This window comes from Methylobacterium marchantiae, from assembly GCF_042679825.1.
In the GTDB taxonomy this organism is placed as follows: Bacteria; Pseudomonadota; Alphaproteobacteria; order Rhizobiales; family Beijerinckiaceae; genus Methylobacterium; species Methylobacterium marchantiae.
In genome coordinates, this window is sequence record NZ_JBHTND010000004.1 from 184,681 (window position 1) to 206,257 (window position 21,577).

Below are 21,577 nucleotides of genomic sequence, written 5' to 3' on the forward strand. Positions count from 1 at the left end.
GGCAATCTCAGATTGAAATCAGCCTGACCGCATGGCAAAGCAGCCATCCACTCGGGCCTAATCCCAGGCCAGTGGCCAGGTTTCCTCGAGATGCGGACCGAGGCGTACCGCCGCCACCATAGTGGCGAGCCCCGTGGCATTGTCGGTCTCGACCGCGATTCCGCACAGGGTGCCTTTCCCTTGCGCCGATTCCAGGCGCGCACCGGGGGTCTTCTGCAGGAAGCGACGAAGGGGCTCGTCCTTCTGCATGCCGAGAATCGAGTCGTAATCGCCGCACATGCCGGCATCCGACAGGTAGGCGGTGCCGCCGGGAAGGATGCGATGGTCGGCGGTGGGCGTGTGGGTATGCGTGCCGACGACGAGGCTGGCGCGGCCGTCGAGGAAGGACCCGAAGGCCTGCTTCTCGCTCGTCGCCTCGGCATGGACGTCGACGACGATCGCGTCGGCGACCTCGCCGAGAGGGCAGGCCGAGATCTCGCGTTCGGCCGAGGCGAACGGATCGTCCAGGGCATCCATGTAGATGCGTCCCATGACGTTGAGGACAAGGACGCGCGCGCCGTCCCGCGTCTCCACCATCGTGGCGCCGCGCCCCGGCGTGCCGGACGGGTAGTTCGCCGGGCGAACGAGGCGGGACTGGCGCTGGATGAAGACGAGGGCCTCGCGCTGGTCGAACGAGTGGTTGCCGAGCGTCACCGCATCGGCACCCGCCTGGAGGAGCTCGTCGCAGATCGCCTCGGTGATGCCGAAGCCGCCGGCCGCGTTCTCACCGTTGACGACCACGCAATCGAGGCGCCAGCGCTCGCGCAGCTTCGGCAGCCGGTCCATCACCACGTTGCGACCGGGGCGGCCCACCACGTCGCCGAGGAAGAGAAGTCGCATGCGTCGATGTCAGTCCCGGACGAGCGGGACCTGGCCCGCTTCGGTGATGAGGTGGTCGAGGGGCTGGTCGTGCGCCTCGGAAGGTACGCGCTCCACCTCCTGCACGGAAAAAGCGATTCCGATGGTCAGGACCGGGCCGTTGCGGGACAGCCGGTCTATGGCCTGGTCATAATAGCCGCGTCCGTAGCCGATCCGGTGACCGCGCCGGTCGAAGGCGGCGAGCGGCACGATGAGGGCCCTGGGATCGAGGGGGGGCAGGTCGTCGCGCGGTTCGCTGAGGCCGAAGGAGCCCGGCACCAGCGCCTCTCCGGCGCGCCATTCGCGGAAGACGAGGCCGTCCGGCGTCACCTTCGGCAAGGCCACGCGCTGGCCGCGCGCGAACAGCATCTCGATCAGGGGCAGGGGATCGACTTCGCTACGGATCGCCCAGAAGGCGCCGACGATGGCGGCCTCAGCCAGTTGCTCGATCTGCATCACGCCCTGCGCGATGCGCAGGCCTCCGGCCCGGCGGGTCTCGTGGTCGAGACCGTCGCGACGGGCGAGGGCCTGCTTGCGGAGATTGGCTTTCAGAGCAGGGAAATCAGAGTGCGGAGCCACGTGAGCCGTTGGAGTTGCGATCCCGGGAAACCTACAGTGTAGGTGGGCGCCGTGTTGGCCAAGTCCAGGGACAAGGCCAGGGACAGCTCCCTGGGGAGTCGATAAGGCCCCGAGGAAAAATACTCCTGACGAACCCGGCAGCACCGCTCTACCCATGTAGCGTCGGCTCACGATCCGCGCCAGGGGGTGGGATGGCCAATCGTGCGCGAAGCCCTCATCCCGCAGCCAGCGCGTGCGCCAGTCGCTCGATCCGGTCCGCCGCCCGGCCGAGTCCCTCGGCGATGCGGGCCTCCTCCTCGGTGCGGAGCGAATCGGCGGTGTCGACCCGCTTGCGGAGCGCGGCCGCTTCCTCCTCCAGATCGGCCAGGCGCCGCTTCAGTTCCACCAGTTCGTCCGCCTGCATCAGCGCGGCCATGACGTGCAGGCGCATGTCGCCGATCTCGCCGAAGGATTGGCGCATGCCGGTGACGCGGGTGTCGAGATCCGCGGCCAAGGCCGAGAGATGCGCCTCCTCGCCCTCGGCACAGGCCATCCGGTAGCTCTTGCCGTCGATGGTGACGCTGATCTGGGGCATGTCCGGAGGAGTTGGTGTGAAAGACGGAGATTAGCGCGAGGCCCGGGGATGGGCCAGCACGCCCTCCACCGCTTCGATCGCCCGCCCGAGGCGGTGACCGACATCGGTCGTGGTGGCCTCCACCGTGGCGAGCCGCGCGCTGGCGGCATCGAGTTCCGCGGCGAGGCGTGCGCGGTCCTCGGCCATGATGGCGAGTTCCGTCTCCAGGTCGCCGGGCTCGCGCTCGGCTTCCAGGCGATGCGCCACCGAGGCCTCGAGGCGGGTCAGCGCCGTGTCGAGCCGAGCGAGCGCCTGGTCCACATCGTGCCGCTCGGGGGACTGATTCATCCTCTTGCCCTCCGAAGGATCATGGGGTGCCCGGCCCATCGTGTTTCGAGAAGGCAGGTTTGTAGCCAAACAACGATCGTTTCGCGCGCGAAATCGGCGGTTCGACATCATATGCGGGGGAGGAAACGAATCGACCGGGCAAAACCTTTGCCAGCGGTTCCCCCCATGTTAGAGACCGCGCGCCCCTCGAACCGACCGCCAGATTGGGAATTCGAGCCCGTGACCCGTTCAGCCACCGATCCTGCATCGTTCCGTTCGAGGACGTGTGCGGATCTGTGCGTGGGCGATGTGGTTCATCTGACGTTCAACGATGCCCATGACACAGCGACGCCGAATGGCGGCCCCGCCCCTCCGGTCCGCTGTCCCGCTCTCGCTGCTTACGGGCCCCGCCAGGTCGGCGCCCGGTTCATAGAAGGATTGACGCCGTGTCGGTGAAGGTTGCCATCAACGGGTTCGGACGCATCGGCCGCAACGTCCTGCGCGCCATCCACGAGGCCGGCCGCAAGGATATCGAAGTCGTCGCGATCAACGATCTCGGCCCCGTAGAGACCAATGCCCACCTGCTGCGCTTCGACTCCATCCACGGCCGGTTCAATGCCAAGGTCGAGGTGGACGGCGAGTTCATCGTGGTCGACGGGCAGCGGATCAAGGTCACCGCCGTGCGCAACCCGGCCGAGCTGCCGCACCGCGAGCTCGGCGTCGACATCGCGCTGGAATGCACCGGCATCTTCACGTCGAAGGACAAGGCCAAGGCCCATCTCGATGCCGGCGCCAAGCGCGTGATCGTCTCGGCCCCCGCCGACGGCGCCGACCTGACCGTGGTCTACGGCGTCAATCACGACCAGCTGACCGCCGATCATCTCGTGATCTCGAATGCCTCGTGCACCACCAACTGTCTCGTGCCGGTGGCCAAGGTGCTCAACGACCTCGTCGGGATCGAGCGCGGCTTCATGACCACGATCCACTCCTACACCAACGACCAGCCCTCGCTGGACCAGATGCACAAGGACCTCTACCGGGCCCGTGCCGCCGCCCTGTCGATGATCCCCACCTCCACGGGCGCCGCCAAGGCCGTCGGCCTCGTCCTGCCGGAGCTGAAGGGCAAGCTCGACGGGACCTCGATCCGCGTGCCGACCCCCAACGTCTCGGCCGTCGACCTCGTGTTCACAGCCAAGCGCCAGACCACGGTCGAGGAGATCAACAACGCGATCCGCGCCGCCGCGGACGGTCCCCTGAAGGACGTGCTCGCTTATACCGACCAGCCCAACGTCTCGATCGACTTCAACCACGATCCCCACTCGTCGACCTTCCACCTCGACCAGACCAAGGTCATGGACGGTACCTTCGTGCGAATCCTGTCCTGGTACGACAACGAGTGGGGCTTCTCGAACCGCATGGCCGACACGGCCGTGGCGATGGGCAAGCTGCTCTGAGCGACCGCGCTTCCGGGCGGCCATCGGGCCGCCCGTGAAACCTGCTGCACGACACCCCGTGATCGACCATCAATGGTGCGTCTGACATGACCGAGACTTCGCCGACTCCGTCGACCGGAACGGGCTTCATTCCAGGTGCGAAGGCGCCCGAGAGCAAGGCGCCAGAGACGAGGGCATCCTCGACCGCCGGAGCGCCTGCGCCCGTGCCCGAGACGCAGGCGATCGCCAACCAGCAGGCGGTGCCGCATCCCGTCGTCGGCAAGGCCGAGACGCTGCCTCAATCCTTGCCCGGCGGCGACCAGCTGGCCCGGATCGAGGACAAGTGCGCGCGGATCGAGGACAAGTACGCCCGCTCCGAGGCCCTGCTCTCCCGCGTGGAGGAGAAGATCGAGGGTGCGACGACCCGCATGAGCGAGGCCGCGCGCCAATCCGACCTCGCCGCCCTGCGCAGCGAGGTCCGCGCCGTCGCCGACCGGACGCGCCGCCTGCCGGGCTCCGGAGCGCTGGTGCTGACGGCCATCATCACCGCCGTGCTGACCGTCGTGCTGACCATAGCCGCACAGCGCTTCCATCTCGACGGGCTCCTGCCCCCGCGCTGACCTCTCACCTGTGATATTGAAGGCCAGGATGACCGCTTTCCGCACCCTCGACAATGCCGGCTCCCTCCAGGGCAAGCGCGTGCTCCTCCGCGTCGACCTGAACGTGCCGATGGAGGGCGAACGCGTCACCGACGCGACCCGCATCGAGAGGATCGTTCCGACGATCCGCGAGATCGCCGATGGCGGCGGCCGCGTGGTGCTGCTGGCGCATTTCGGCCGCCCCAAGGGCAAGCCGGTGGAGCGTGATTCGCTCAGGCAGGTCATTCCCGTCCTGTCCGAGCATCTCGGTCGCCCGGTCGCCTTCGCCGAGGATTGCATCGGCGAGACGGCCACGGCCGCCATCTCGGCGTTGAAGGACGGCGACGTGCTCCTCCTGGAGAACACCCGCTTCCATGCGGGCGAGGAGAAGAACGAGTCCGACTTCGTCAAGGCGCTAGCGGCCAATGGCGATGTCTTCGTCAACGAAGCCTTCTCGGCGGCCCACCGTGCCCATGCCTCGACGGAGGGCCTCGCCCACGTCCTGCCGGCCTATGCCGGGCGCCTGATGCAGGCGGAGCTCGACGCGCTCACCAAGGGGCTGGAAGCGCCGAGCCGGCCGGTGATCGCCCTCGTCGGCGGCGCCAAGGTCTCCTCGAAGATCGATCTCCTGCAGAACCTCGTCGCCAAGGTCGACATGCTCGTCATCGGCGGCGGCATGGCCAACACCTTCCTGCATGCGCAAGGCAAGGGCGTCGGCAAGTCGCTCTGCGAGAAGGATCTGGCGGACACGGCCCTGCGCATCATCGAGGCTGCGAAGGCCGCGAACTGTCGGATCATCCTGCCGGTCGATGCGGTGGTGGCCTCCGAATTCAAGGCGAATGCCGCCAACGAGACCGTCGGTGTCGATTCCGTCTCCGAGGGTGTCATGATCCTCGATGCCGGCCCCGCCACCGTCGCCGAAATCTCCGCCGCCATCGACATTGCGGCCACCCTGGTCTGGAATGGCCCGCTCGGTGCGTTCGAACTGACCCCGTTCGACGCCGCGACAGTGGCGGCGGCGCGCCATGCGGCCGAACGCACCAAGGCGGGCAAGCTGGTCTCCGTGGCCGGCGGCGGCGACACCGTAGCGGCCCTCAACCATGCCGGCGTCGCCGACGATTTCTCCTACGTCTCCACGGCGGGCGGCGCGTTCCTCGAGTGGCTGGAAGGCAAGGTCCTCCCCGGCGTCGAGGCTCTGCGCGTCAAGGGGTGACCGGTTCCATCGTCCATCCCATCACCTCATCCTGAGACGCCCGCGTCAGCTGGCCTCGAAGGAGGCCTTCGCTTCGTGCCGGGACCTCAGGATGAGGTAGCAGACGGGAAATGGTAAGGGACCACGAGCGGGCCCTGCCGTTTCGAGTTGCGACGGGCCGGGTAAGGTCCGAAAAGGCAGAAGAATTTCAGCGGACGGCGACCTGTCGGGGTCGGCCCCATCGTTTAGGAGACACCAATGGCACGCATCACCCTGAGGCAGCTCCTGGATCATGCCGCCGAGTACGAGTACGGCGTGCCGGCCTTCAACTTGAACAACATGGAGCAGGGGCTCGCCATCATGGCGGCGGCCGATGCCACCGATTCGCCCGTCATCCTGCAGGCGAGCAAGGGTGCCCGCGCCTATGCCAACGACGTGGTGCTGGCCAAGCTCATCGACGGTCTCGTGGAGATCTACCCCCACATTCCCGTCTGCATGCATCTCGACCACGGCAACAACGAAGCCACCTGCGCCACCGCGATCCAGTACGGCTTCACCTCGGTGATGATGGACGGCTCGCTGAAGGCCGACGGCAAGACCCCGGCCGATTACGCCTACAATGTCGAGATCACCGGCAACGTGACGAAGATGGCCCATTGGGCCGGCGTCTCGGTGGAGGGCGAACTGGGCGTGCTCGGCTCTCTGGAGAGCGGACAGGGTGAGGCCGAGGACGGCCACGGTGCCGAGGGCGTGCTCAGCCACGACCAGCTCCTCACAGACCCGGAGGAGGCGGTGAAGTTCGTCTCCGCCACCAAGGTCGACGCGCTCGCCGTCGCCATGGGCACCAGCCACGGCGCCTACAAGTTCACCCGTCAGCCCGACGGCGACGTGCTCGCCATGAATGTGATCGAAGAGATCCACCGCCGGCTGCCGACGACCCATCTCGTCATGCACGGCTCTTCCTCGGTGCCGCAGGACCTGCAGGACATCATCAATTCCTACGGCGGCCAGATGAAGCCGACCTGGGGCGTGCCGGTGGAAGAGATTCAGCGCGGCATCAAGCACGGCGTGCGCAAGATCAACATCGATACCGACAACCGCATGGCGATGACCGGACAGATCCGGAAGATCCTCACGGAAAATCCGGCCGAGTTCGATCCTCGCAAGTATCTGAAGCCCGCCATGGACGCGATGACGAAGCTCTGTCGCCAGCGTTTCGAGGAGTTCGGCACCGCCGGTCAAGGTTCGAAGATCCGTCCGATTTCGGTCTCCGAGATGGCCAAGCGCTACGCGAATGGCTCGCTCGATCCTAAGATCGGCGCGGCGTAAGGCGCCGGGACGAAACGCATGGCCGATCCCCGCACCCGCCTCGCTCTGTTGTCCCCGCACAGGGTGGAGGCCCATCAGGCCGACGCCCTCGCCGAGGCGATCACCGCCGCCTGCGAGGCGGGGGACGTGGCGGCGGTGATCCTGCGCCTCGCGCCGGCCGACGAGCGCAGCCTCGTGAACCTGGTCAAGCGTTTGGCTCCGGCTGCCCAGGCGACGGGTGCCGCCATGGTCGTCTCGATCGCCGACTTTGCCGGCGACGTCGTCAGCATCTCGGCGCGGGGGGGCGCGGACGGGGTCCATCTCGACAAGGCGCGCGACGGCGCCCTGCGCGAATTGCGCGGTCGCCTCGGCGACGGACGCATCCTCGGGGCCGGTGGCCACGAGCAGAAGCATGCCGCGATGGAAGCCGGCGAGGCCGGTGTCGATTACGTGATGTTCGGCGGCCTCTACGCCGACGGGATGGCGCCCGATGCCGAGACCGTGCAGGAGCGGGCGCAATGGTGGGTCGAGATCTTCGAGACCCCCTGCATCGCGGTGGCACATGACCGGGCCCAGTTGGCGGGCCTGATCGCCACCGGCGCCGAGTTTCTCGGGCTGGAGAGCGCGCTCTGGATGGGCGAGGGCGCAGATGTCTCCGTTGTCCAGGCTATGATCGCCGCATCGGAGGCCGATACGTGAGCCTCGTGCGCCGGATCGTCCTCGGGTTTGCTCTGGCGGAGGCCTGGGCGTTCGCAGCCCTGGCCGAGGCGCCGAAGGTGATGCCGACCGATCCGGCGGCCCCTCAATCCTTCACGCCGCGTGCGAAGGAGACCCTGAAGGGGCCGGTCAAGGAATTGCCGACGCCCTATTCCATCGGCGCGATCGGTGCCGTGCCGCCCCGCTCGACGACCGAGCCCGACATCGCTTTCGGCGCCTACCAGCGCGGCCAGTACACCACCGCTTTCCGCGAAGCGACGAAACGCATCGGCGCCGACAGCAAGGACGCCGCGGCGATGACGCTGCTCGGCGAACTCTACAACCAGGGTCTCGGGGTGAAGCAGGACCCGGTGAAGGCGGCCGAGTGGTACCGCCTCGCCGCCAACCAGGGCGACACCCACGCGATGGCCTCGCTCGGCCTGATGTCCATCGACGGACGCGGCGGCGCGAGGGATCCGAAAGCGGGCCGCCGCTGGCTCGAACAGGCATCCGACAAGGGCGATACGACTGCCGCCTACAATCTCGCCCTGATCCTGATCGGCACAGGCGCGAGCCAGGACGAAGTCAAGGCCGCTGAGCTGTTCCGCAAGGCGGCCGAGGGTGAGATCGGCCCGGCACAGCACGATCTCGGCGTGCTCTACCTCCAGGGGAGGGGCGTGCAGAAAGATCCGAAACAGGCGGCCGAATGGTTCCGCCGGGCCGCCGATAACGGCGACCTCGCCGGCGAGGTCGAGTTCGCGATCCTGCTGTTCAACGGCATCGGCGTCGAGAAGGACGAGGCCCGCGCCGGTCGCTACTTCCTGCACGCGGCCTCGCGCGGCAACGCCATCGCGCAGAACCGCGTGGCCATCCTCTACGCCCTGGGACGGGGAATGCCGAAGAACCCGGTCGAAGCCGCGGCCTGGAACCTCGCCGCCGCCGCCCAGGGACGCTCGGACCCGAAGCTCGACCAGACCCTGTCCGGCCTCACCGCCGACGAGCGGGCACGCGCCGAGCGTCTGGCCGCGGACCGCGCCAAGGTCGAGTAGGCCGCGATTCCCGTCTTCGCGCTGGCCGGAGCGTGCGCGTCCTTCGTCTCTGCCCCGCATCCGCGAGGGGTGAGGCGGGCGGCAAACGTGCTATGGCCGCGCGATATCGTTCTTTGAATCGACCCGGACCTTTGCATCGATGATCAGCTCACCCCTCATGACCGTCATGGTCGACGCCGTCCGCAAGGCCGCGAAAGGCCTCAAGCGCGACTATGGCGAGATCGAGAACCTTCAGGTCTCGCGCAAAGGGCCCGGCAACTTCGTCTCCGCCGCCGACCGCAAGGCCGAGGAAGTCCTGCGCGACGCGCTGATGAAGGCGCGCCCCGGCTACGGCCTGATCCTGGAGGAATCCGGAAACATCGAGGGGCAGGACAAGAGCCATACCTGGCACGTCGATCCCCTCGACGGCACCACCAACTTCCTGCACGGAATTCCGCATTTCGCGATCTCCGTGGGCCTCGAGCGTGACGGTCAGATCGTCGCCGGCGTCATCTACGACCCGGCCAAGGACGAACTGTTCGTCGCCGAGCGCGGCAAGGGCGCCTATCTCAACAATCGCCGCCTGCGCGTCTCGGGCCGGACCGACATGGCCGACGCGCTGGTCGCCTATGGCTCGCCCTATCTCGGGCGCGGCGACCATCCGAAGCTGTTGCGCGAAGTCGCCGCCGTAATGGCGGTGACCGGAGGTGCCCGCCGCTTCGGCTCGGCCGCCCTGGACCTCGCCTACGTCGCCTGCGGCCGCTCGGACCTCTACTGGGAGCGCGACCTGCAGACCTGGGACATCGCGGCCGGCATCATCCTGGTGCGGGAGGCCGGCGGCTTCGTCACCAGCGCCGATGGCGGAGCGGAGCCCCTCGCCGCCCGCTCGGTGGCCTGCGGCAACGAAAACCTGCACGGCGAGCTGGTGAAGCTCCTGCGCCGCGCCAACGCCTGAGGGCCCGGTGCGCCGGCTTTCCAGCCGGCGCACCGTCTGCTCTAACCCGCCCATCCCTTGCCGACCCTGACGAGAGCCGCCCGAATGGAAGCCCGCCGCCACTCCGCGCTGAAGGATTCGATCCGCTCGATCCCGGATTATCCGAAGCCCGGGATCATCTTCCGCGACATCACCACGTTGCTGAGCGACCCGCGCGCCTTCCGCCGGGCGGTGGATTCCCTGGTCCATCCCTTCGCGGGTGGGCGGATCGACCAGGTGGCGGGGATCGAAGCACGCGGCTTCATCCTGGGTGGCGCGGTGGCGCATCAGCTCTCATCGGGCTTCGTGCCGATCCGCAAGAAGGGCAAGCTGCCCCACACAACCGTCTCCATCGCCTATGCGCTCGAATACGGCACCGACGAAATGGAAATCCACGTGGATGCCATCAAGCCGGGCGACAAGGTCCTGCTGGTTGACGACCTCATCGCCACGGGCGGCACCGCCTGCGCTGCGGTGAACCTGCTGCGCCAGATCGGCGCCGAGGTGGTGGCGGCCTGCTTCGTCATCGACCTGCCGGAGATCGGCGGAGCACAGAAGCTGCGCGACCTCGACGTGCCCGTGCGGACGCTGATGGAATTCGACGGGCATTGAGCGCGTCGCTTCCTTCTCCTCTCTGCGGGAGAAGGTGGCCCGCGAGCCAAGTCGGATGAGGGGAGCGGCATATCCGGAGAAGTCGCCCCTCTCCCGGTCGCTCCGCGACTACCCTCTCCCGCAAAGGGGAGAGGGTAGTCGCGCACTACGCCGCCAAGCTTTCGAACAGCCCGCGCCCATCCGTTCCGCCGACGAGGCCTTCGACGAAGTTCTCAGGGTGGGGCATCATCCCGAGCACGTTGAGCTTCTCGGAATAGATGCCGGCGATGGAGTTCAGCGATCCGTTCCGGTTGGCATCCACGGTGAGATTGCCGTCGGCATCGGAATAGCGGAAGGCCACGCGACCTTCGCCTTCGAGGCGCGCGATCGTGTCGGCATCGGCGAAGTAGTTGCCCTCGCCATGCGCCACGCAGACGTCGATGACCTGCCCCTTGGCATAGGCCGAGGTGAAGCGGGTGTCGGCGCGCTCGACACGCAGCATCTGCCGATGGCAGATGAAGCGCCGGTCGACGTTGCGCATCAGCACGCCGGGGAGCAGACCCGATTCGCACAGGATCTGGAAACCGTTGCAGATGCCGATCACCAAGCCGCCGCGCGCGGCATGGGCACGGACCGCATCCATGGCGCCCGCCCGTCCGGCGATGGCGCCGCAGCGCAGATAGTCGCCGTAGGAGAAGCCGCCGGGCAGGACAGCGAGATCGGTGCCGTCTGGCAGCGACGTCTCGGTATGCCAGACCTTGACGACCTCCGCTCCGGCCAGGCGCAGGGCACGGGCGACATCGCCGTCGCGGTTGGAGCCGGGGAAGACGACGATCGCGGCACGCATCAGACGATCTCGATCTCGTAATTCTCGACGACTGTGTTCGCGAGGAGCTTTTCGCAGGCGCTCTTCAGCGTGGTTTCGGCGCTCGCCGCATCCGTGTCGGCGATCTCGACGTCGAAGACCTTGCCCTGGCGCACGCCTTCCACGCCGGAAATGCCGAACGAAGAGAGCGCGGCTTCGATCGCCTTGCCCTGAGGGTCGAGCACGCCGGTCTTCAGGGTGACGATGATGCGGGCTTTCATGGGGCTCGGACTCGGTGCTGTGGCTCGGCCCGTCAGGCGATAGTCGGGAAATGCCGCCCTTGCAACGCGAGCGCACTCCCGAGCCCGCGATGTCAGAGCTTTTCGCCGCGCATCGCCACAACCGATCCAGGCCGACGATGAGGCGGTCGCACGCCTAGCGGCGGGCCGACGGCGCGGTGTTGCGGATCGGCTCGATGCTGGTGGCCCTGCGCCAGAGCTGGAGCATGATCCAGGCGGCGGTCAGGCTGAACAAAGCCATCAGGACGTGGCCGACGGTATCGCCGAGCTCGAACAGGCCGGCGAGCGCCCAACCGGCCGCGATGGCGGCGGCGAAGACTTCGACGCCGACCAGCACCATCATGCTGAGGATCGTGATCAGGTTGCGGGTATTCACGGTCATGCGTCTCCGTCGATCCCGATGCAGCGTCGGGAAGCCGGAGCTTTACAGCGCCGGCTCCGTCTCGCGCAACATCACCCCCGGCCGTGGCCGGGAGGCGGCTCAGCGCGGTGCGCGCTTTGCGAGGATACGCTGCAACGTGCGCCGATGCATGTTGAGGCGACGTGCCGTCTCCGACACGTTGCGGCTGCACAATTCGTATACCCGCTGGATATGCTCCCAGCGCACACGGTCCGCCGACATCGGGTTCTCCGGCGGGTCGGCCCGTTCGCCCGGCTGCGCCATCAGCGTGCCGTGGATCTCGTCGGCATCGGCGGGCTTGGCGAGATAGTCGAACGCACCGAGTTTCACCGCGGTCACGGCGGTGGCGATGTTGCCGTACCCCGTGAGGATCACGCCCCGCGCCTCGGGACGCTTCTCCTTCAGCCGTGCGATCACGTCGAGGCCATTGCCGTCGCCGAGGCGCATGTCGATCACCGCGAAGGCAGGAGCGCGGGCATCGACCATCGAGACGCCTTCGGCCACGCTCTCGGCCACCTGAACCTCGTAGCCGCGCATCTCCATCGCCCGCGCGAGGCGTGTCGAGAACGGCCGATCGTCATCCACGATCAGCAGCGAGCGATCGGCATAGGCCGCCAGCGGGTCGGATTCCGAGCTCTGCAAGATATCGGTGACAGGGGCCGGACTTCCACTCTGCGTCAGCATCTGACGCTCCTCCGTTTTCGAGATTGAATTGTTAGCAACTTATATAGGCGCCGGACTGCGTTCCGTCAGGGGCTGCTGAGTACTGAATTCGGCGCCGCGCCGAAGCAGGGCGTCCCGCTCGAAGATGTGCCGCGCCCAGGACACGCGCACGACGGCTCCAGTCGTCTGGTGGCCCGATACGTTGGAGAGCGTGAGCAGGGCGCCGGAGCGTTCGATCAGGGTCTTTGCGATGAAAAGGCCGAGGCCGAGCCCGGCACCGACGCTGTTTCCCCCGCGCGACTTGTCGGGGCTGCGGGTGGTGACGTAGGGCTCGCCCGCCCGCAGGAGAATTTCGCTGGAGAACCCCGGTCCGTCGTCGCTGATCTCGAGGGAGACCCGTTCGGCGGTCCAGCGTGCCTCGATGACGACGCGGCTCGTGGCGAAGTCGACGGCGTTGTCGACGATGTTGGCGAGCCCGAACAGCACGCCGGGATTGCGCCGACAGGCCGGCTCGATGCCGTCGCCGCGGCTCGAGACGTCGAGCTCGATGCCCATGGCGCGCTGGGGCGCCACCAGCTCTTCCACGAGGTGGCTCAACGTCACCGTCTGGAGGATGCCCGCCTCGTCCCCGTCGAGGGAGGTCAGCTTCGAAAGGATGCCGCGACAGCGGTCGACCTGATCGCGCAGGAGGTTCAGGTCCTCCTTCACGGCCGGGGAGGCGGTGGGTGCGAGCTGGCGCGTGAGCTCCTTGGTGACGAGCATGATCGTGCCGAGCGGCGTTCCGAGTTCATGCGCCGCCGCCGCCGCCAGCCCGTCGAGCTGCGACAGGTGCTGTTCGCGCGCCAGAACGAGTTCCGTCGCCGCGAGCGCCTGCGCGAGCTGGCGGGTCTCCTCGGCCACTTTCCAGGCATAGACCCCGGTGAAGGCGGTGCCGAGAAGGATCGCCGTCCACACCCCCGAGACGTAGAGGAACGGCAGTTCGAGCCGTCCGTCGGCGAACCACGGCAACGGTCTGTGGATCAGCGCCAGCATGGTCGCGAGCCCGATGGCGAGGAGGCCCAAAGCCAGTGTCCGTTCCGGGGGGAGGGCGGTGGCCGAGATCAGCACGGGGGCGAGGAAGAGCAGGGCGAACGGGTTCTGCAGGCCGCCGGTGAGGAACAGGAGCGCGGCGAGCTGAATGATGTCGAAGGCGAGCAACAGCGCCGCCGAATCGTCACTCAGGCGATAGCTGGCCGGAAACCGGATCCGCAGGGCGAGGTTGAGCCAGGACGAGGCGGCGATGACGAGGAAGCACCAGCCGAACGGGAGCGGCAGACCGAGCCCGAATTGCGCGCCCACAACCGCGGCGCTCTGTCCGGTGATCGCGAGCCAGCGCAGGCGAACGAAAGTGTCCAGCCGCAGGTGTCTGGCGTCACGCACGAAGCCGTTGGTGCTCATGTCGATCATCTGTGCTGGAACGATAGCGCTCCCACTCCCGGAATCCATGCCCCTCGCATCGATTGTTCGGTCCGCCGCGCCGCGCGAGGCGAACGTTCGGCCGGTTCCGACGTTCTCCAGGCCACCGGCCGGGGCCCGCGAAAATTTTTCAGTGATCCAGAGTGTTGCACTCGCGGGGCGTTTCTTGGAAAAACCGCGTCGATGTTTCCTCGTCATGCTTTGACATGAAAGTGCCAGGGAGAGCGGCAGATATGAGCTTGGCCTATACTTGGTACGAGTTCGGGCGCCTGATGACGGCGCCGGCGCGCCTCACGGCGGATGCGATCAAGCACAGCCTGCAGAACCCGGCGAACCCGTTCGCTTATTCCCCCTATGCCAAATCCATGGCGGCAGCCTGCGAGATGTTCGAGCGCGGCACCCGCCGCTACGCCAAGCCGACCTTCGGCTTCACCGGTACCTGGGTCGATGGAGCGAGCGTTCCCGTGAGCGAGCGGGTGGTCTGGGAGAAGCCGTTCTGCCGGGTCGTCACCTTCGATCGTGGTCTGGTGAGCGGTCCCGTTGAGCCGCAACCCAAGCTGCTGATCGTTGCGCCGATGTCGGGGCATTACGCCACGCTCCTGCGCGGCACCGTCGAGGCGATGCTCCCGAATCATCAGGTCTTCATCACCGACTGGGCCGACGCGCGCCTTGTGCCGATCACTGCCGGGCGGTTCGATCTCGACACCTACATCGACTACCTCAAGGAAATCTTCCTCGCCCTCGGTCCAGACCTTCACGTCATGGCCGTGTGCCAACCGGCCGTGCCGGTCCTGGCCGCGATCGCCCTGATGGAGGCGCAGGGCGCCGAGTCCGTACCGCGCAGCATGACCCTGATGGGCGGCCCCATCGACACTCGTCGTTCGCCGACCGCCGTGAACTGCCTGGCGCAGGAGCGAGGCACGGAATGGTTCGAGCGCAACTGCATCACCACCGTTCCGCTGATGTATCCGGGGGCCCTTCGCAGCGTCTATCCCGGCTTCTTCCAGCTCGGCGGTTTCATGGCGATGAACCTCGACCGCCACGTCAACGCCCATACCGAGATGTTCGACCACCTCGTCACCGGGGATGGCGATTCCGCCGAGAAGCACCGTGAATTCTACGACGAGTACCTCGCGGTCATGGACCTGACGGCGGAATTCTACCTGCAGACCGTCAAGACCGTCTTCGTCGATCATGCCTTGCCGAAGGGGGAGATGCTTCATCGCGGCGAGCGGGTGGATCTCACTGCCATCCGCACCTGCGCGATCCTCGCCATCGAGGGCGAGAACGACGATATCTCCGGTGTCGGCCAGACCAAGGCGTCCCTCGACCTGACGCCGAACCTTCCTTCCGAGCGCAAGGCCTATCACCTGCAGGAACGGGTCGGCCATTACGGCGTCTTCAACGGTTCGCGCTACCGCACGGTCATCGCGCCGAGGATCGCGGCCTTCATCCGGGAGATGCAGGCCCTCCCGGCGATCGAGGTGCGCCCCGCCGCGTGATGCGCTGGACGAGGGCTGTGAAAGTTATGGACCCAGGCGGCGGGAGAATGGCGGCGAGCGAAGGCTGCCGCTAAGCTCCCGCCATGAGAGTCGCTGCGCTGCGCGGGTCCGATCCCGACCATATCGACATCCTCCACGAAGGGGCGAAGCTCCGCGTCGCGTTGCGACGCCGCCCCACCGCGCGACGGCTGACCCTGCGTGTGTCGAGCGCCACCGGCGAGGTGGTGATGACGTTGCCCGCGTGCACGTCCCTCGCGGTCGCCCGCACGTTCGCGGCGAGCCATGGCGGCTGGATCGCCATGCGGCTCGCCAAGGTTCCTGGCCGTGTTGCCTTCGAATCGGGGGCCGAACTGCCCCTGCGCGGCGTCAATCATCGCATCGTTCACCGCAGCGAGCGCAGCGGCGTGACGCAGGTGGCGGATGATGGAGGTGTGCCCGTGCTCTCGGTGGCGTGCGAGGCGCCGCACGTGCCGCGCCGGGTCAGAGACTTCCTGGAACGGGAGGCGCGCAGGGACCTGGCACATGCGGTGACGATCTACACCGAGAAGCTGGGACAGGGTCCGAAACGGATGACGATCCGCGATACCCGTTCACGGTGGGGATCCTGCACGGCCCGCGGCGAACTGAACTTTTCCTGGCGGCTCATCCTGGCGCCACCGCTGGTGCTCGACTACCTCGTGGCGCACGAAATGGCGCATCTGCGGGAGATGAACCATTCCTCCCAGTTCTGGGCCCTGTTGGGATCGCTGTGCCCGCATGTCGAGGATGCCGAACGCTGGCTCAAGCGCAACGGGGCGAGCCTCCATCGCTACGGCTAGAGGGAATCGTACCCGGAAGCGGGCTGCAGCACGGAAGGACTCCTGTCTCCATCCCGCTGCGGAACCGGGGACGAAGGTGCAGGAATTGGACAGGAAGACGTCGGACGCTTGCGCCTAACCGCGCACCCGCAGGACACGGTCGCGGGCCATCCGCTCCGCCGGCCAGGTCGGGCGCGCGTCGACGTCACCCGGGCGCATGGTCCTGGGAGCCACGCTGTCGCAGACCTCGCGCTGGCGCAGGATCGTCGGGTTCCCGAACTCGTCCAGCCGGCGGACATATCCGCCATCCCGGCAGAAGCCCGCGATCTCGGCGGAGTTGGTGTTGACGCGCCCACCCGGCATGCGCCGGATCGGCCGGTGCTCGATCACGAGCGGACCATCGCGGTTGAGCGAGCGCTCGACATAGGTGGTCTCGTCCACAGGCAGGGGCTGGGCCGAGGCGGGAACGATCCCTGCAAGGATCAGGAATGCGGCGGTGGCGCTAAATCGCATGGGCTCGATCCGTTGGCGTCTGGAGCTTTCTCCAGGGAACTAGGGCGTCTTTTCGTGAAACGATAGTCCGCGATCGTAAACTAGTGGTCACGCTTGACACAGAATAGCCGCGCATGGTCGGAACACCGCGGGTTTCATCCGGTGCCCCCTGGCCATGAGGTTGGCCACGAGGGGTGAGGCGAGAGGAATCGGCGCGTGGGGTTTCGAGGAATGTTGAGGCGCCCGAGACCGGTCGTCGATGGTCGGACGACCGGTCTCGGGCGCCTCGCGCGGGTCGGCCTCGCTGGCCTGGCCGGAGCGATCGCCAGCGGAGGCGACCGTGCCGAGGCGCAGGGCATGGTCCGCAACACCTTCGGTGACTGGCAGCTCCGCTGCGAGACGCCGGCCGGAGCCAAGGCCGAACAATGCGCCATGGTCCAGTATCTCGCCGCCGAGGACCGGCCCAACCTCACCCTGGTCGTCATCGTCCTCAAGACCGCCGACAATCGCGGATACCTGCTGCGCGTGGTGGCGCCGCTCGGCGTGCTGCTGCCTTCGGGCCTCGGTCTGAAGATCGACAAGACCGATGTCGGCAGGGCAGGGTTCGTGCGCTGCCTGACTACGGGATGTGTCGCCGAGGTGGTGATGGACGACAATCTCATCAAGCAGTTCAGCGCCGGGGCCCAGGCCACGTTCATCGTGTTCCAGACCCCGGAAGAGGGGGTTGGCATCCCCCTCTCGATGAAGGGCTTTGGCGATGGGTTCGCCAGCCTGAAATAGGCCTGTCCCGGCTCATCACGCCGGCGTTTCAGCGGGATCGGACGATGAGGACACGCACGAAGACGGTCGGGCTGGCCCTGGTCGCGGTCTGTCTGCCCTGGGCAGCCATGATGCCCCGGGCGGCCTTGGCTGAGGACGGCAACTGGTTCAGCAACATGCTGAAGTACGGCGGGACCACGGTGCCGCCGTCGCAGCCGCAGGATCTCGGAGAGGTCTATTGCCCGACCGTGGATGTCGGTGAGAACGGCGCCGCCCTGCGCAGCTATGGGGGCCGCGCGGATGACAATGCCAGCCTGCGCAGTCAGATCACCCTGGGTCGTCTCGCCCGCGAATGCGTGCGCCTGGGAGACGGCTCGGTCAGCGTGAAGGTCGGCGTCGAGGGGCAGGTCCTGCTCGGGCCGCAGGGCCGGCCGGGACGGTTCGAGGCCCCGGTCTATTTCACCATCAAGGCCGGCGACCAGATCATCGTGTCGCGGGCGCGGAAGGTGCCGGTCTCGATCGCGTCCGGCGAAGCGCAGGGACTGTTCTCGGTCATCGAGGAGAATTTCGTCATCCCGCGCCCCTTGAGCGAGAGCTACGAGATCGGCGTCTCGCTTCACGGAGCGCCCGGAAAGGCCGCGACGACGCGCCGGCGCAAGACCGCCCCTGCCGCCTCCGCGGCGCCGGCGGAGTCGGCCCCCGAGGCGTCTCAGTAAGGCGAGCATCATCGTCCAGACACGAAGAAGGGGCCTCCGCTCGGCGTGGGGCCCCTTCTTCGTTTCGTCTTCTTCGCTGCAGCGTCTACTGTACCAAGCGCGGACCGCCGGACTGGACCTTCTCGTTCTCGGACATGATGCCGAGACGCTTGGCCACCTCCGTATAGGCCTCGATCAGGCCACCGAGATCCTTGCGGAAGCGGTCCTTGTCGAGCTTGTCCTGGCTCTTGATGTCCCACAGCCGGCACGAATCCGGGGAGATCTCGTCGGCCACGACGATGCGCATCAGGTCGCCTTCCCAGAGGCGGCCGGTCTCGATCTTGAAATCGACCAGACGGATGCCGACGCCGAGGAAGAGGCCCGACAGGAAATCGTTGACGCGGATGGCGAGCGCCATGATGTCGTCGATCTCCTGGGGCGTCGCCCAGCCGAAAGCGGTGATGTGCTCCTCCGACACCATCGGGTCGTTGAGCGCATCGTTCTTATAGTAGAACTCGATGATCGAGCGCGGCAGCTGCGTGCCTTCCTCGAGGCCGAGGCGGGTGGCGAGAGAGCCGGCGGCGACGTTGCGCACCACCACTTCGAGTGGGATGATCTCGACTTCGCGGATCAACTGCTCGCGCATGTTGAGGCGGCGGATGAAGTGGGTCGGCACGCCGATATCGTTGAGGTGCTGGAAGACGAACTCGGAGATCCGGTTGTTCAGCACACCCTTGCCGTCGATGACCTCGTGCTTCTGCGCGTTGAAGGCGGTGGCATCATCCTTGAAGTGCTGGATGAGCGTCCCCGGCTCGGGTCCCTCGTACAGGACCTTCGCCTTGCCCTCGTAGATGCGACGGCGGCGGTTCATAGGCGTATACCGTGGTTTGAGGAAGTCCATGGGCCGTGACTCCTTCGGACAGTCGATGTGCGGAATCCGCGGCGTGGCGGCCTCGATGAGACCGGGCCGCGAGAACACATCGTTTGTCGAAAGCCTCGACGACCGTGGCGCAAACTACCCGAAGCGGGTTTGCAGTACAACGCATCCGCCCGCAGCCCGGCCTTGCAGGGCGACGCGGATGTGCATGGCCGGACAGGAATGGCGGGAGTGAATGCAGGAATGGCGGGAGTGAATGATTGTCCGCCGGGCTCCCGGCACTCCGTCGCCGGAAAGCCTGTCAGGCCGCGACGGTCTTGCTCGGATAGCGGCAGAGATCGGCGATGCGACAGGTGGGACATTCCGGCCGCCGCGCCTTGCAGACGTAGCGGCCGAACAGGATCAGCCAATGATGGGCGTTGAGGCGGAGAGGCTCGGGCACGATCGCCTCCAGCCCCGCCTGGACCTTGTCGGTGGTCGGCGCCACCACGAGCGGGATGCGGTTCGAGACCCGGAAGATGTGGGTGTCGACGGCGATGGTCGGGACACCGAAGGCGACGTTCATCACCACGCTCGCGGTCTTGGTTCCGACGCCGGGCAGGATCTCGAGATGCTCCCGCGAGGCCGGGACCTGGCCGCCATGCTCCTCGACGAGGATGCGCGACAGGGCGATGACGTTCTTCGCTTTGGTGTTGAACAGGCCGATGGTGCGGATGAAATCGCGCACCCGTTCCTCCCCGAGAGCCAGCATCGCCGCCGGCGTGTCGGCGATGGCGAAGAGGGGGGCTGTGGCGAGGTTCACGCTCCGGTCGGTCGCCTGGGCCGACAGCACCACGGCGACGAGGAGCGTGAACGGGTTGAGATAGGCGAGTTCCGTCCACGGATCCGGGTCGGCGGCACTCAGCCGCGAGAAGATCTCGGCCACCGTCGCGGCATCGACGGGGGAGGGCACCGTCTCCACCCGCGCGATGATCGGCGTCGTCAGAGCCGCGTTCGCCTTCGTGATTTTGGCGGTCTTCGGTGTCCGGGATGTCGTCGACGTCGCGGACTTCTTTGGAGGGTTCGACTGTCGGCTCTTCATGGGTAGGTTATATGTGTCCCATGGAGAGCGGCAACATGGTGAGCGACACGATACAGTCCCATCCCGACGGGCTCGACCCCAACAGCATCGATGTCCCGGTCTTTCAGGCCACCATCCGTCCGCATCAATCCCTGAGCCATGACGGCTTCCGGAACGTGATGATCGGATGCGGCGCGGTCTCGCTGGTGACCTCCGTCGCCTGCGTGCAGGCCGGGTTCTGGCCGGTGGCCGGGTTCTTCGGCCTCGATATGATCGCGCTCTATGTGGCGCTGAAGACGAGTCTCAAGCGCGGACGTTCCTTCGAGGAGGTGATGATCTCGCCGATCGAGGTGATGCTGGCGCGCGTGACCCATCGGGGCGAGCGCCGCGAATGGCGCTTCAATCCGCTCTGGACGAAACTCACCAGGGTGGAGGACGAGGAATACGGTCTCCAGACCCTGACCCTGGTGTCGCGCCGGGAATACGTGGTGGTGGCGCGCGACGCGTCTCCCCCCGTTCGCGAGCGGATCGCCGACGGTCTGACCCGCGCCCTGGCGGATGTGAAGAGGGGGTACTGAGCCGTGCGTGCACGGAGCCTGCTGCTGACCCTCGGTCTGTTTGCTTTTGCCGGCTCCGCGATGGCGGCCCCCGTCGGATCGGTCGAGGTGCGCTTCATCGAGCCCGACCGTTACAGCGATGCCAACAACCGCTTCGAGTCCGGCATCGGTCCGAAGGCGACGCTGGCCGAGCTTCGCCGCCTGATCGATCAGGCGGCCTCACCCCTGCTCGCTCCGGACGAGCGTCTCGTCGTCGACGTGCTGGATGTGGATCTCGCGGGCTTCCCCAATCCGGGTGCGAATTTCCCCTACGGCCTGCGTGTGGTCACGGATGCAACGCCGCCGTCCTTCCGCTTCCGTTACACGCTGACGACGAGCCGAGGACAGCGCGTCGCCGCAGGCGAGGAGCGACTGACCGATGTCAATTTCCTGCTCGGCGCACGGTCCGCCCAGTCCAGCAGCTTTCCCTATGAGCGCGAACTTCTCCGGGATTGGGCCCGGCGCCGGTTCGCGGGTCGCCGCTGAGCGAGGGCGGTCCGACAGCTGACGAGCCGGCTCGGAAATTTGGCCTGCTCTGTGATTTTCCGATTGACGCTTGGTCTGGTTATCCCTAGAAGCCTGTTCATCGGCGGCGGCCAGCGGGGACTTCGGTTCGGCGGGCGTTGTTTGTGTCTCTGGATACTTTTCGGATGGATTGTCCGGCCTCAAGCTGGATGATTGTCTGTTTTTGTGTCCTGGGTTTTGACCGGGCATTATTGCTTTGGTTGTTGTTCTTTGACAAGTGTATCTGAGAAAGAGAAGCGTGGGCGGCGTTGTCCTTGCGGATCTGCGAGAGCAGATCATGTGAGACGATTGCTGACACGTTTCGAGAGCTCACACGTATTGTGGTGGAAACGCCCAGTACGTTTGTGTGCTTCCGTTATGATGTGATCAGCTAGATCAACTCTTCAACTTGAGAGTTTGATCCTGGCTCAGAGCGAACGCTGGCGGCAGGCTTAACA

26 protein-coding genes and 1 other RNA gene are annotated in these 21,577 nt (G+C 66.7%); 14 read left to right on the forward strand and 13 right to left on the reverse strand.

Annotation, left to right across the window (positions count from 1 at the left end):
• Window positions 1-57: 57 nt before the first annotated feature.
• The 5 genes from ACFQ4G_RS04840 to ACFQ4G_RS04860 all read right to left on the reverse strand — a co-directional run bounded on the left by ACFQ4G_RS04840 (window position 58) and on the right by ACFQ4G_RS04860 (window position 2,377).
• Window positions 58-879 carry a TIGR00282 family metallophosphoesterase gene (locus tag ACFQ4G_RS04840; RefSeq protein ID WP_238204216.1) on the reverse strand — a complete coding sequence of 274 codons (822 nt, stop codon included), beginning with the start codon at window positions 877-879 and terminating at the stop codon, window positions 58-60.
• 9 nt (window positions 880-888) lie between these two features.
• Window positions 889-1,476 carry a 5-formyltetrahydrofolate cyclo-ligase gene (locus ACFQ4G_RS04845; protein ID WP_238204215.1) on the reverse strand — a complete coding sequence of 196 codons (588 nt, stop codon included), beginning with the start codon at window positions 1,474-1,476 and terminating at the stop codon, window positions 889-891.
• Window positions 1,466-1,623, reverse strand: a non-coding RNA gene (gene ssrS, locus ACFQ4G_RS04850) — 6S RNA. Before ssrS ends, ACFQ4G_RS04845 begins: the two co-directional genes overlap by 11 nt.
• Before the next feature lie 67 nt (window positions 1,624-1,690).
• Window positions 1,691-2,050, reverse strand: a complete 360-nt coding sequence (locus ACFQ4G_RS04855; protein ID WP_238204214.1) for a cell division protein ZapA — start codon at window positions 2,048-2,050, stop codon at window positions 1,691-1,693.
• Window positions 2,051-2,080: 30 nt separating this feature from the next.
• Entirely contained in the window at window positions 2,081-2,377 is a 297-nt protein-coding gene (locus ACFQ4G_RS04860) for a DUF4164 domain-containing protein (protein WP_238204212.1), read from the reverse strand.
• A gap of 425 nt (window positions 2,378-2,802) precedes the next feature.
• On the opposite strand from ACFQ4G_RS04860, the gene gap reads away from it, so the two are divergent.
• From gap to ACFQ4G_RS04900, 8 genes are all read left to right on the forward strand, one after another.
• Complete coding sequence (gap, locus tag ACFQ4G_RS04865; RefSeq protein WP_238204210.1) at window positions 2,803-3,810, forward strand: type I glyceraldehyde-3-phosphate dehydrogenase; 1,008 nt, start codon at window positions 2,803-2,805, stop codon at window positions 3,808-3,810.
• Between the two features lie 86 nt (window positions 3,811-3,896).
• Window positions 3,897-4,409: a hypothetical protein gene (locus ACFQ4G_RS04870; protein WP_238204208.1), complete on the forward strand. Its 513-nt coding sequence runs from the start codon at window positions 3,897-3,899 to the stop codon at window positions 4,407-4,409.
• Window positions 4,410-4,437: 28 nt separating this feature from the next.
• A complete protein-coding gene (locus ACFQ4G_RS04875; RefSeq protein ID WP_238204206.1) occupies window positions 4,438-5,640 on the forward strand; it encodes a phosphoglycerate kinase in 1,203 nt (400 codons plus the stop codon).
• A 237-nt stretch (window positions 5,641-5,877) separates the two neighbouring features.
• Complete coding sequence (gene fba / locus ACFQ4G_RS04880; RefSeq protein WP_238204204.1) at window positions 5,878-6,948, forward strand: class II fructose-bisphosphate aldolase; 1,071 nt, start codon at window positions 5,878-5,880, stop codon at window positions 6,946-6,948.
• 18 nt (window positions 6,949-6,966) lie between these two features.
• Window positions 6,967-7,626, forward strand: coding sequence for a thiamine phosphate synthase (locus ACFQ4G_RS04885; RefSeq protein WP_238204202.1), 660 nt, complete (start codon window positions 6,967-6,969; stop codon window positions 7,624-7,626).
• Complete coding sequence (locus ACFQ4G_RS04890) at window positions 7,623-8,672, forward strand: tetratricopeptide repeat protein (RefSeq protein WP_379039799.1); 1,050 nt, start codon at window positions 7,623-7,625, stop codon at window positions 8,670-8,672. The genes ACFQ4G_RS04885 and ACFQ4G_RS04890 overlap by 4 nt, the downstream gene beginning before the upstream one ends.
• A gap of 139 nt (window positions 8,673-8,811) precedes the next feature.
• Complete coding sequence (locus tag ACFQ4G_RS04895; protein WP_238204200.1) at window positions 8,812-9,606, forward strand: inositol monophosphatase family protein; 795 nt, start codon at window positions 8,812-8,814, stop codon at window positions 9,604-9,606.
• Between the two features lie 84 nt (window positions 9,607-9,690).
• Window positions 9,691-10,236, forward strand: coding sequence for an adenine phosphoribosyltransferase (locus ACFQ4G_RS04900; protein WP_238204198.1), 546 nt, complete (start codon window positions 9,691-9,693; stop codon window positions 10,234-10,236).
• Between the two features lie 145 nt (window positions 10,237-10,381).
• Here the strand turns inward: ACFQ4G_RS04900 and purQ are convergent, their stop codons facing one another.
• From purQ to ACFQ4G_RS04925, 5 genes are all read right to left on the reverse strand, one after another.
• Window positions 10,382-11,062, reverse strand: coding sequence for a phosphoribosylformylglycinamidine synthase subunit PurQ (purQ, locus tag ACFQ4G_RS04905; RefSeq protein ID WP_238204197.1), 681 nt, complete (start codon window positions 11,060-11,062; stop codon window positions 10,382-10,384).
• Window positions 11,062-11,301 carry a phosphoribosylformylglycinamidine synthase subunit PurS gene (gene purS / locus ACFQ4G_RS04910; protein WP_238204196.1) on the reverse strand — a complete coding sequence of 80 codons (240 nt, stop codon included), beginning with the start codon at window positions 11,299-11,301 and terminating at the stop codon, window positions 11,062-11,064. Before purS ends, purQ begins: the two co-directional genes overlap by 1 nt.
• A 154-nt stretch (window positions 11,302-11,455) precedes the next feature.
• Window positions 11,456-11,701: a hypothetical protein gene (locus ACFQ4G_RS04915; protein WP_238204195.1), complete on the reverse strand. Its 246-nt coding sequence runs from the start codon at window positions 11,699-11,701 to the stop codon at window positions 11,456-11,458.
• A gap of 99 nt (window positions 11,702-11,800) precedes the next feature.
• Window positions 11,801-12,403: an ActR/PrrA/RegA family redox response regulator transcription factor gene (locus ACFQ4G_RS04920; protein WP_238204194.1), complete on the reverse strand. Its 603-nt coding sequence runs from the start codon at window positions 12,401-12,403 to the stop codon at window positions 11,801-11,803.
• Between the two features lie 39 nt (window positions 12,404-12,442).
• Window positions 12,443-13,828, reverse strand: coding sequence for an ActS/PrrB/RegB family redox-sensitive histidine kinase (locus tag ACFQ4G_RS04925; RefSeq protein ID WP_238204193.1), 1,386 nt, complete (start codon window positions 13,826-13,828; stop codon window positions 12,443-12,445).
• Window positions 13,829-14,070: 242 nt separating this feature from the next.
• Here ACFQ4G_RS04925 and ACFQ4G_RS04930 point away from each other — a divergent pair, with 242 nt between their 5' ends.
• Together ACFQ4G_RS04930 and ACFQ4G_RS04935 are read left to right on the forward strand one after the other, a co-directional pair.
• Window positions 14,071-15,339 (forward strand): polyhydroxyalkanoate depolymerase, encoded by a 1,269-nt coding sequence (locus ACFQ4G_RS04930; protein WP_238204192.1) that lies wholly within the window; start codon window positions 14,071-14,073, stop codon window positions 15,337-15,339.
• An 83-nt stretch (window positions 15,340-15,422) separates the two neighbouring features.
• Window positions 15,423-16,157 carry a M48 family metallopeptidase gene (locus ACFQ4G_RS04935; protein ID WP_238204191.1) on the forward strand — a complete coding sequence of 245 codons (735 nt, stop codon included), beginning with the start codon at window positions 15,423-15,425 and terminating at the stop codon, window positions 16,155-16,157.
• 114 nt (window positions 16,158-16,271) lie between these two features.
• Here ACFQ4G_RS04935 and ACFQ4G_RS04940 read toward each other — a convergent pair whose 3' ends face one another.
• Window positions 16,272-16,649, reverse strand: coding sequence for a hypothetical protein (locus ACFQ4G_RS04940; RefSeq protein ID WP_238204189.1), 378 nt, complete (start codon window positions 16,647-16,649; stop codon window positions 16,272-16,274).
• Window positions 16,650-16,859: 210 nt separating this feature from the next.
• On the opposite strand from ACFQ4G_RS04940, the gene ACFQ4G_RS04945 reads away from it, so the two are divergent.
• Together ACFQ4G_RS04945 and ACFQ4G_RS04950 are read left to right on the forward strand one after the other, a co-directional pair.
• The gene (locus ACFQ4G_RS04945) at window positions 16,860-17,408 is read left to right on the forward strand and encodes an invasion associated locus B family protein (RefSeq protein ID WP_379039804.1); all 549 of its coding nucleotides are present in this window, start codon (window positions 16,860-16,862) and stop codon (window positions 17,406-17,408) included.
• A 44-nt stretch (window positions 17,409-17,452) separates the two neighbouring features.
• On the forward strand, window positions 17,453-18,103 hold the full coding sequence (locus ACFQ4G_RS04950) for a hypothetical protein (RefSeq protein ID WP_238209286.1): 651 nt from the start codon (window positions 17,453-17,455) through the stop codon (window positions 18,101-18,103).
• Window positions 18,104-18,188: 85 nt separating this feature from the next.
• On the opposite strand, the gene purC is transcribed toward ACFQ4G_RS04950, so the two are convergent.
• Both purC and nth read right to left on the reverse strand, forming a co-directional pair.
• Window positions 18,189-18,983 carry a phosphoribosylaminoimidazolesuccinocarboxamide synthase gene (gene purC, locus ACFQ4G_RS04955; RefSeq protein WP_026175628.1) on the reverse strand — a complete coding sequence of 265 codons (795 nt, stop codon included), beginning with the start codon at window positions 18,981-18,983 and terminating at the stop codon, window positions 18,189-18,191.
• A 277-nt stretch (window positions 18,984-19,260) separates the two neighbouring features.
• Window positions 19,261-20,040 (reverse strand): endonuclease III, encoded by a 780-nt coding sequence (nth, locus tag ACFQ4G_RS04960; RefSeq protein WP_238209285.1) that lies wholly within the window; start codon window positions 20,038-20,040, stop codon window positions 19,261-19,263.
• 35 nt (window positions 20,041-20,075) lie between these two features.
• Here nth and ACFQ4G_RS04965 point away from each other — a divergent pair, with 35 nt between their 5' ends.
• On the forward strand, window positions 20,076-20,597 hold the full coding sequence (locus tag ACFQ4G_RS04965; protein ID WP_238209284.1) for a DUF2244 domain-containing protein: 522 nt from the start codon (window positions 20,076-20,078) through the stop codon (window positions 20,595-20,597).
• A gap of 3 nt (window positions 20,598-20,600) precedes the next feature.
• Window positions 20,601-21,101 carry a DUF3016 domain-containing protein gene (locus tag ACFQ4G_RS04970; RefSeq protein WP_238209283.1) on the forward strand — a complete coding sequence of 167 codons (501 nt, stop codon included), beginning with the start codon at window positions 20,601-20,603 and terminating at the stop codon, window positions 21,099-21,101.
• The last annotated feature ends 476 nt before the right edge of the window (window positions 21,102-21,577 follow it).

Excerpts from the sequence above, each read along its gene's own strand:
- ACFQ4G_RS04840 (WP_238204216.1), bottom strand. The coding sequence starts at position 879 with ATGCGACTTCTCTTCCTCGGCGACGTGGTGGGCCGCCCCGGTCGCAAC.
- ACFQ4G_RS04855 (WP_238204214.1), bottom strand. The coding sequence starts at position 2,050 with ATGCCCCAGATCAGCGTCACCATCGACGGCAAGAGCTACCGGATGGCC.
- ACFQ4G_RS04860 (WP_238204212.1), bottom strand. The coding sequence starts at position 2,377 with ATGAATCAGTCCCCCGAGCGGCACGATGTGGACCAGGCGCTCGCTCGG.
- ACFQ4G_RS04870 (WP_238204208.1), top strand. The coding sequence starts at position 3,897 with ATGACCGAGACTTCGCCGACTCCGTCGACCGGAACGGGCTTCATTCCA.
- ACFQ4G_RS04875 (WP_238204206.1), top strand. The coding sequence starts at position 4,438 with ATGACCGCTTTCCGCACCCTCGACAATGCCGGCTCCCTCCAGGGCAAG.
- fba (WP_238204204.1), top strand. The coding sequence starts at position 5,878 with ATGGCACGCATCACCCTGAGGCAGCTCCTGGATCATGCCGCCGAGTAC.
- ACFQ4G_RS04885 (WP_238204202.1), top strand. The coding sequence starts at position 6,967 with ATGGCCGATCCCCGCACCCGCCTCGCTCTGTTGTCCCCGCACAGGGTG.
- ACFQ4G_RS04895 (WP_238204200.1), top strand. The coding sequence starts at position 8,812 with ATGATCAGCTCACCCCTCATGACCGTCATGGTCGACGCCGTCCGCAAG.
- ACFQ4G_RS04900 (WP_238204198.1), top strand. The coding sequence starts at position 9,691 with ATGGAAGCCCGCCGCCACTCCGCGCTGAAGGATTCGATCCGCTCGATC.
- purQ (WP_238204197.1), bottom strand. The coding sequence starts at position 11,062 with ATGCGTGCCGCGATCGTCGTCTTCCCCGGCTCCAACCGCGACGGCGAT.
- purS (WP_238204196.1), bottom strand. The coding sequence starts at position 11,301 with ATGAAAGCCCGCATCATCGTCACCCTGAAGACCGGCGTGCTCGACCCT.
- ACFQ4G_RS04915 (WP_238204195.1), bottom strand. The coding sequence starts at position 11,701 with ATGACCGTGAATACCCGCAACCTGATCACGATCCTCAGCATGATGGTG.
- ACFQ4G_RS04920 (WP_238204194.1), bottom strand. The coding sequence starts at position 12,403 with ATGCTGACGCAGAGTGGAAGTCCGGCCCCTGTCACCGATATCTTGCAG.
- ACFQ4G_RS04925 (WP_238204193.1), bottom strand. The coding sequence starts at position 13,828 with ATGATCGACATGAGCACCAACGGCTTCGTGCGTGACGCCAGACACCTG.
- ACFQ4G_RS04930 (WP_238204192.1), top strand. The coding sequence starts at position 14,071 with ATGAGCTTGGCCTATACTTGGTACGAGTTCGGGCGCCTGATGACGGCG.
- ACFQ4G_RS04935 (WP_238204191.1), top strand. The coding sequence starts at position 15,423 with ATGAGAGTCGCTGCGCTGCGCGGGTCCGATCCCGACCATATCGACATC.
- ACFQ4G_RS04940 (WP_238204189.1), bottom strand. The coding sequence starts at position 16,649 with ATGCGATTTAGCGCCACCGCCGCATTCCTGATCCTTGCAGGGATCGTT.
- ACFQ4G_RS04945 (WP_379039804.1), top strand. The coding sequence starts at position 16,860 with ATGTTGAGGCGCCCGAGACCGGTCGTCGATGGTCGGACGACCGGTCTC.
- ACFQ4G_RS04950 (WP_238209286.1), top strand. The coding sequence starts at position 17,453 with ATGAGGACACGCACGAAGACGGTCGGGCTGGCCCTGGTCGCGGTCTGT.
- purC (WP_026175628.1), bottom strand. The coding sequence starts at position 18,983 with ATGGACTTCCTCAAACCACGGTATACGCCTATGAACCGCCGCCGTCGC.
- nth (WP_238209285.1), bottom strand. The coding sequence starts at position 20,040 with ATGAAGAGCCGACAGTCGAACCCTCCAAAGAAGTCCGCGACGTCGACG.
- ACFQ4G_RS04965 (WP_238209284.1), top strand. The coding sequence starts at position 20,076 with ATGGTGAGCGACACGATACAGTCCCATCCCGACGGGCTCGACCCCAAC.